The following is a 7,513-nucleotide window of genomic DNA, read 5'->3' as shown; positions in this document are numbered from 1 at the left end:
GGCTCGCGGTGCTCGCCCCACAGCGGCTTGAACGCGTTGCAGATCTCGCCCAGGGTCGCCTCGGCGCGGACCGCGTCCAGCATCGCCGGCACGGTGTTCTCACCGTTCTCGGCGGCAGCCACCATTCGCTTGAGCGCCTCGTCGACGGCGGCGGAGTCCCGGCCGGCGCGCCGGTTGCGCACCAGCTCGACCTGCTCCAGCTCGACCTCGTGGGAGACCCGCAGGATCTCCAGCGGCTCGCCGTACTCGCCCTGGTGGACGTTGACCCCGACGACCCGCTTGTCGCCCTTCTCCAGCGCGACCTGGTAGCGGAAGGCCGACTCGGCGATCTCACCGGTGAACCAGCCGTCCTCGATGCCGCGCAGCAGGCCGGCGGTCATGGTGCCGTCGCCGCCCATCTCCTTGATGTGCGCGAAGATCTTCTCCGCCTCGGCCTCGATCTTGTCAGTCAGCGCCTCGACGTACCACGAGCCGCCGAGCGGGTCGGCGACGTTGAGGACACCGATCTCCTCGCCGATCACCTGCTGGGTGCGCAGCGCGATCTGGGCGGACTTGTCGGTGGGCAGGGCCAGCACCTCGTCCAGGGCGTTGGTGTGCAGCGAGTTCGTGCCGCCCAACACCGCGGCCAGCGCCTCGATGGCGGTCCGGACGATGTTGTTCTCCGGCTGCTGGGCAGTCAGCGACACCCCGGCGGTCTGGGTGTGGAACCGCAACTGCTGTGCCTTCACGGTCTTGGCGCCGTAGACGTCGCGCAACCAGCGCGCCCAGATCCGCCGTGCTGCCCGGAACTTGGCGATCTCCTCGAAGAAGTCCAGGTGGGCGTCGAAGAAGAACGACAGGCCCGGCGCGAACTGCTCGATGTCCAGGCCGCGGGACAGGCCCAGCTCGACGTAGCCGAAGCCGTCGGCGAGGGTGAACGCCAGCTCCTGCGCCGCCGTGGCTCCGGCCTCGCGGATGTGGTAGCCCGACACCGACAGCGGCTTGTACGCCGGGATGCCCTCGGCGACGTACTCCATCAGGTCGCCGATCAGCTTCAGGTGCGGCTCGGGAGGGTAGATCCACTCCTTCTGCGCGATGTACTCCTTGAAGATGTCGGTCTGCAGGGTGCCGTTGAGCCGGGCGACGTCCACCCCTTGGCGCTCGGCGGCCACCACGTACATGCAGAACACCGGGACTGCCGGCCCCGAGATGGTCATCGAGGTGGTGACCGAGCCCAGGTCGATGCCGTCGAAGAGGACGTCCATGTCGGCGACGGAGTCGATCGCCACGCCGCAGTGCCCGACCTCGCCCAGCGCGCGCGGGTCATCGGAGTCCCGGCCCATCAACGTGGGCATGTCGAAGGCGACCGAGAGCCCGCCGCCGCCGGAGGCCAGGATCATCTTGTAGCGCTCGTTGGTCTGCTGGGCGTTGCCGAAGCCGGCGAACTGCCGGATCGTCCAGGGCTTGCCGCGGAATCCGCTGGCGTGCAGGCCGCGGGTGAACGGGAACTCCCCCGGCCAGCCGATCTGCTCGAAGCGAGGGTCAGAAGTGCCCTCGGGCGGCCCGTAGACCGGCTCGACCTCGACGCCGGACAGGGTGGTGAAATCGCGCTCGGCGATCCGGGACTTCTCGTAGCGCTGCTGCCAGCGGGCGCGGCCCGCCTCGATCTCCTCGGAATCCATTCCCTGATGGTACTAGGACGTCCGACTAAGTGCTAGGACGTCCTAGTAGATAGCGTCACATCGACGGGACGCGCTTTCCTGCCCGTCGCCTGGGCGCTCGGTCGACGGGACGCGCTTTCCTGCCCGTCGCCTGGGCGCTCGGTCGACGGGCGCGCTTTCCTGCCCTGTCGCCTGGGCGCTCGTCGACGGGCTAGCGGACGGCGTCGGTCAGCTCGCTGACCTGCTCGGCGGTCAGCCGCACGTCGGCGCCGCCCATGTTCTCCTCGAGGTGGCTCACCTTGGAGGTGCCTGGAATCGGCAGGGTGACCGGCGACTTGGCCAGCAACCAGGCCAGTGCCACCTGCGACGGCGTGGCCCCGGTCGCCTGAACGACGTGGTCGACCGCGCCGCCGGGCTTGGCCAGGTCACCGGCCGCGATCGGAAACCACGGGATGAAGCCGATGCCGTGGGTCTCGCAGTAGCGCAGCACGCCTTCGGACTTCCGGTTGGTCAGGTTGTAGAGGTTCTGCACGGTCGCGATGTCGGCGACCTTCTGCGCCGCCTGGATCTGCTCGACGCTCACCTCCGACAGCCCGATGGCGCCGACCTTGCCCTCGTCCTGCAGGGCCTTGAGCTCGCCGACCTGATCGGCCAGCGGAACCTCCGGGTCGATCCGGTGCAGCTGGAACAACTCGATCCGCTCGAGCTTGAGCCGGCGCAGCGACAGCTCGGCCTGCTGGCGCAGGTAGGCCGGGCGTCCCACCGGGACCCACTTGTCGGGTCCGGTGCGGGTCAGCCCGGCCTTGGTGGCGACCAGCACCGTGTCGGGGTAAGGGTGCAGCGCCTCAGCGATGATCTCCTCGCTGACCACGGGGCCATAGGAGTCGGCGGTGTCGATGAAGTCGACGCCCAGCTCGACCGCCCGGCGCAGCACCGCGACGCACTCGGCGCGATCGGCCGGCTCTCCCCAGATGCCGGGGCCGGTGACGCGCATCGCCCCGTATCCCAAGCGGCGCACGCTCTTGCCGCCGATCTGGAAGGCGCTGGGCTGGTCGGGTGAGGTCATGTCACTCCTTGCGACGAACGCGGTCCTTTCGATTGAGACTAATGCAGCGCCTCTGAGTTCCTCCGCCGTCGAATGCGCTTGCCGGCATGGTGACAATGATCGGCATGGCCGCCTTCGCATCGACTCTGCCGCCCGCGCTGCGGCCGGGCGACACCGTCGCCGTCGTCTCGCTGTCGGCGGGCGGGGCCGCCGCGCTGCCGCACCGCTACGCCACCGGTAAGCGGCAACTGGCCGAGACGTTCGGGCTTCGGGTCATCGACGCCCCGCATGCCGACCGGGACTCCGACTGGTTGCGCGCCAACCCCCGGGCCCGCGCCGACGACCTGCACTGGGCGCTGGAAAACCCTGACGTGCACGGCATAATCTCGGCCGTCGGCGGTTATGACTCAATCCGGATAGTGCCGTTCCTGGATTTCGACCTGATCGCCGCGCACCCCAAGGTGTTCACCGGCTACTCCGACACCACCATCACCCATCTGGCCTTCGGCAAGGCCGGCGTCGGCTCGTTCTACGGCATGGCGGTGCTCAGCACCGCCGCCGAGAACGGCGGCATCGCCGAATTCAGCGCCGACTCGTTCACCGCGACCGTGATGTCCACAGCGCCGGTCGGCGACCTGGCGGCTGCGCCGGAGTGGACCGAGGAGCTTCTGGACTGGAGCGATCAGCGACTGCAGAGCAGGCGGCGGCGCTGGGTGCCCAACTACGGCTGGCTGTGGCTGCAGGGCGGCGAGCCGGTGCAGGGCCCGCTCATCGGCGGCTGCCTGGAGGTGCTGGCGATGGCGTTGGGCACCGAGATCTGGCCCGAGCTGTCGGCCTTCGAGGGGGCGGTGCTGCACCTGGAGATCTCCAACGAGCGGCCACCGCTGACCCAGGTGGTCGCCTGGCTGCGCAACTTCGCCGCGCTGGGCATTCTGCAGCGGATCTCGGCGCTGCTGTTCTCGCGGCCGGAGGCCCTGCCACTGCGCGACACCCTGGCCCTCTACGAGGCGATCGGCGAGGAGCTGGTGCTGTCCGGCCGACCCGACCTGCCCTTCGTGGCCAATCTCGATTACGGCCACTCTTCCCCGATGGGCGTGCTGCCGCTGGGACGGCAGATGCTGGTCGATCCGCGGCAGCGCCGGCTGAGCATCACCGAGCCGGCGGTGCGCTGAGTGCCGGCGGTGCGCTGAGTGCCGACCGGCGCTGAGCGTCTCCACTCGAGTGCCGGCGGTGCGCTGAGCGTCTCCACTCGACCGGCGCTGAGCGGTTCAGACGGCGAAGTCGCCGGCCTCGATCCGCAGCCGGCGCAGGGCGGCGAACAGTCCCTGCAGGTCCTCGGGCGGGAGTCCCTGCAGTCCGAACTGGTTCTTGTGCAGCTCGCGGGTAGCCGCGTCGGCGACCCGCCGGCCCTCGTCGGTGATGACCGCCAGGGTGCCCCGGCCATCATGCGGATTGGGCTCGCGCCGCACCATGCCCGAGGCCTCCAGCCGGTCGATGAGGTTCGTCACGCTGGTCGCGTGCACCTGCAACCGCTCACCGATCTTGGACAGCGGCAGCGCCCCGGTCGATGAGAAGGTCAGCAGCACCAGCGCCTCGTACCTGGCGAAGGTCAGGCCGAAGGGCCGCAGCGCGGCGTCCAGGCCGGCGATCAGGATCTGCTGGGCCCGCATGATCGAGGTCACCGCTCGCATCGCGGCGTACACCTGCTCGCCGGCTTCGGGGTAGTGCTTGGCCCACGAGTCGCTGGCGCGCTCGACCGGATCGAAGGGCAGCGGTCCGGACATGTCCGACAGCCTAACGACTAGCCCACATTCGCTGCTCAGCCCGACCGGCGCGGGCGGCGCCGAGGACTATCGTGGCGTCCATGACGATCGAACCTCAGGCCGACTTCGACGCCCTCGACCGGTTGGACCTGCTCGACCTCGATGACACCCTGGACAGCGAGGACCGGCTGCTGCGCGACACCGTCCGCCGCTTCGCCACCGAGCAGCTTCGCCCGCACATCGCCGAGTGGTTCGAGGCGGGCGCCCTGCCGGCTCGGGACCTGGCGCTGGAGTTCGGCAAGCTCGGGGTGCTCGGGATGCACCTTGAGGGTTATGACTGCGCCGGCGCGAAGGCCAGCCAGTACGCGCTGGCCTGCACCGAGATCGAGGCGGTCGACTCGGGCCTGCGCTCTCTGGTCAGCGTGCAGGGCTCGCTGGCGATGTATGCCATCCACGCCTATGGCAGCGAGGAGCACAAGCGCGAATGGCTTCCCCGGATGGCGCGCGGTGAGGCGATCGGCTGCTTCGGCCTGACCGAGGCCGACGCCGGCTCGGACCCGTCGTCGATGCGCACCTACGCCCGCCGCGCGGGAGCGGGCGAGGACGCCGACTGGATCCTGCACGGCTCGAAGATGTGGATCACCAACGGCTCGATCTCCGACGTCGCCGTGGTGTGGGCGCGCACCGACGACGGTGTCCGCGGCTTCCTGGTCGAGAAGGGCGCCCCCGGGTTCACCAGCTCCGACGTGCACCACAAGATCTCGCTGCGCGCCTCGATCACCTCCGAGCTGAGCTTCGACGAGGTCCGGCTGCCCGCCAGCGCCCAGCTGCCCGAGGCCCGTGGGCTGCGGGCGCCGCTGGGCTGCCTGACCGAGGCGCGGTTCGGGATCATCAGCGGCGTGGTCGGCGCGGCTCGGGACTCCCTCGCCAGCGCGCTGGACTACGCCAACAGCCGCGTCCAGTTCGGCCGGCCGATCTCGTCCTTCCAGCTGACCCAGCGCAAGCTAGCCGAGCTGGCGGTGACGGTGACCAACATGCAGCTGGTGTCGCGCCGGCTCGGTGAGCTGAAGGACGCCCACCAGCTCCAGCCGCACCAGGTCAGCTTCGGCAAGTTCTCCAACGTGCGCTCTGCCCTGGAGGTCTGCCGGGAGGCGCGCAGCATCCTGGGCGGTTCGGGCATCACCACCGAGTACTCCCCCCTGCGGCACGCGGTGAACCTGGAGACGGTCTACACCTACGAAGGCACCCACGAGGTGCACACCCTGGTGCTGGGCGAGCGGCTCACCGGGTTCTCGGCCTACCGCTGAGGTCGGCTGCCGCCAGGCTCACCGAGCTGGGCTGTGGATAACTCGACGCGCTGACCGGGCGGAATTGCCTAACGTGCTGCGGCATGCGGATGAGGCCCGGGCGGCGTGGTGGCCATGGCGGTTAGCCGGTTCGAGCTGCCCGGTGACGGGTTGTCGGCGGCGCGGCTGTGCCTGGGCCAGCGCATGCCGGCCGGAGACCCGGCGCAGATCCGGGCCGCGGCCCGCCGGACCGGCGCCCAGGCCGCAGACCTGCGCCGAGTGGCTTCGGCGCTGCTGTCCCGGGTGGACACGCCGTTATGGAGCGGCCCGGCGCATCGGGCGTTCGTGGAGCAGATCCACGCCCACGCGCCCTCGATGACAGCCACCGCCGACCGCTATGAGCAGTACGCCAGCGCGTTGCACGCCTACGCCGGCGCCCTGGACGAGACCACGCCCCGGCTGGTCACCGCCCGCAGCCGGCTGCGCCAACGCCACGACGAGCTGGTCCAGCAGCTGGCCCGCTCCCAGCAGGCGCCGGCAGCCTTCGGAGCCGCCGACCAGCAAGGTTGGCCGGCGCCCGACACAGTGGACCTGCTGCTGACCGCCCGAGACTTCAAGGCCGGCTATGACCGGTGGGCCGACGCCCTGGAGCACTGCATCCGGGCACTGTCCCGGGCCGACGAGGCTGACCCGACCCGCGACCGACACGGCCTCGGCGGCCTCGGCGGCTTGGCGCACCAGCTCACCGCGGCGGCCTCCCGGCACCTCAGCCCCTTCGCCCGGGCGATGAGGCACCCGTCACTGCACAACATCTCCGACTGCCTCAGCGCGCTGACCACCGACCTGACCGTGCTCGGCCTGGGTCTGCTGCTCATCTGCCCACCCGCGGCAACCGCCTGCCTGGCCGCCGCGACCTTCCTCGCCCTCACCCAGCTGGCCGTGGACGCGACCCGGCGCGCCCACGGCGAGCAGGTCAGCAACACCGACCTCGGCCTGGGACTAGCCGCCGCGATCCCGATCGGCGGCGCCGCCGTCCGTGGTTTACGAGCTGCTGACAACGTCGTTCACCTCGTTCCTGGCGGCGGACTGATGGCCCACGAGGGACTAGACGGCGGACATACCCTGGCCAAGCACGTCGGCAAGAGCGAGGACTACCTGCGCAACCGGCTAGCCACCGAACCCAACCTCGGCATCGCCTCGACATTTCACAATCGTCAGATTGCTGAGAGTTCCCTGTCTCAGCTTCTCGACGCAAACGCGCGCGGGGTCGAGCGCTGGCTTGTAGATGGTTCAAGAAGCTTGGTCCTAAACGGTCGGATGCCACATCCGGTAGGCGTTGCAATCATAAGAGAGGCTGTTGGTCCCGTCGAAGCTTCGGGAATAAGGTTGGTGCTCAAGCGCAGCGCAACTATGACAACGGGATACCGGATACACACGGCAATGGTGGAGCTATGAAGCGATTGGCAGCGTTAGAGCTCTTTCTGGGTGCCTACCTTCACGAAGATTGGGCCGACGACTACCCGGACCTGTGGCATGCGGTCGACGACTTCACCGATGGTGAACCGCAATCGGCTCCGCACTTTCGTGCCGATGTGGAGCAAGTACTGAGCCAGTGCCAGAGTGAGCAGGAAATCCAGCAGCGCCTTCGCCAACTGGGCATCGTCTATTACCCGCCTGGCGATGGGTGGCAGAGTCACCGTGCCTGGTTGCTCGCCGTAGCGGCACACGTTGACAAGAATTTGCACAAGTCACCGGCCGCCTGAGGCGCCGGACTCCACC

The 7,513-nt window shown here is 69.3% G+C and carries 7 protein-coding genes; 4 read left to right on the top strand and 3 right to left on the bottom strand.

Annotated features, from left to right (window positions below):
- Together VGB75_09355 and VGB75_09350 are read right to left on the bottom strand one after the other, a co-directional pair.
- On the bottom strand, positions 1 to 1,661 hold a 1,661-nt coding region (locus VGB75_09355), incomplete at its 3' end, for a methylmalonyl-CoA mutase family protein (GenBank protein ID HEY0167237.1).
- 190 nt (positions 1,662 to 1,851) lie between these two features.
- Positions 1,852 to 2,706 carry an aldo/keto reductase gene (locus tag VGB75_09350; GenBank protein ID HEY0167236.1) on the bottom strand — a complete coding sequence of 285 codons (855 nt, stop codon included), beginning with the start codon at positions 2,704 to 2,706 and terminating at the stop codon, positions 1,852 to 1,854.
- A gap of 104 nt (positions 2,707 to 2,810) precedes the next feature.
- Here VGB75_09350 and VGB75_09345 point away from each other — a divergent pair, with 104 nt between their 5' ends.
- On the top strand, positions 2,811 to 3,857 hold the full coding sequence (locus VGB75_09345) for a S66 peptidase family protein (GenBank protein HEY0167235.1): 1,047 nt from the start codon (positions 2,811 to 2,813) through the stop codon (positions 3,855 to 3,857).
- A gap of 96 nt (positions 3,858 to 3,953) precedes the next feature.
- Here VGB75_09345 and VGB75_09340 read toward each other — a convergent pair whose 3' ends face one another.
- A complete protein-coding gene (locus VGB75_09340; protein ID HEY0167234.1) occupies positions 3,954 to 4,469 on the bottom strand; it encodes a MarR family transcriptional regulator in 516 nt (171 codons plus the stop codon).
- A gap of 80 nt (positions 4,470 to 4,549) precedes the next feature.
- Here VGB75_09340 and VGB75_09335 point away from each other — a divergent pair, with 80 nt between their 5' ends.
- The 3 genes from VGB75_09335 to VGB75_09325 all read left to right on the top strand — a co-directional run bounded on the left by VGB75_09335 (position 4,550) and on the right by VGB75_09325 (position 7,497).
- The gene (locus VGB75_09335) at positions 4,550 to 5,755 is read left to right on the top strand and encodes an acyl-CoA dehydrogenase family protein (GenBank protein HEY0167233.1); all 1,206 of its coding nucleotides are present in this window, start codon (positions 4,550 to 4,552) and stop codon (positions 5,753 to 5,755) included.
- Positions 5,756 to 5,869: 114 nt separating this feature from the next.
- Positions 5,870 to 7,189, top strand: coding sequence for an RNase A-like domain-containing protein (locus tag VGB75_09330; GenBank protein ID HEY0167232.1), 1,320 nt, complete (start codon positions 5,870 to 5,872; stop codon positions 7,187 to 7,189).
- Entirely contained in the window at positions 7,186 to 7,497 is a 312-nt protein-coding gene (locus tag VGB75_09325) for a contact-dependent growth inhibition system immunity protein (protein HEY0167231.1), read from the top strand. The genes VGB75_09330 and VGB75_09325 overlap by 4 nt, the downstream gene beginning before the upstream one ends.
- The last annotated feature ends 16 nt before the right edge of the window (positions 7,498 to 7,513 follow it).

Source organism: Jatrophihabitans sp. (assembly GCA_036399055.1).
In the GTDB taxonomy this organism is placed as follows: Bacteria; Actinomycetota; Actinomycetes; order Mycobacteriales; family Jatrophihabitantaceae; genus Jatrophihabitans_A.
This window is presented reverse-complemented; position numbering and strand designations above follow the sequence as displayed.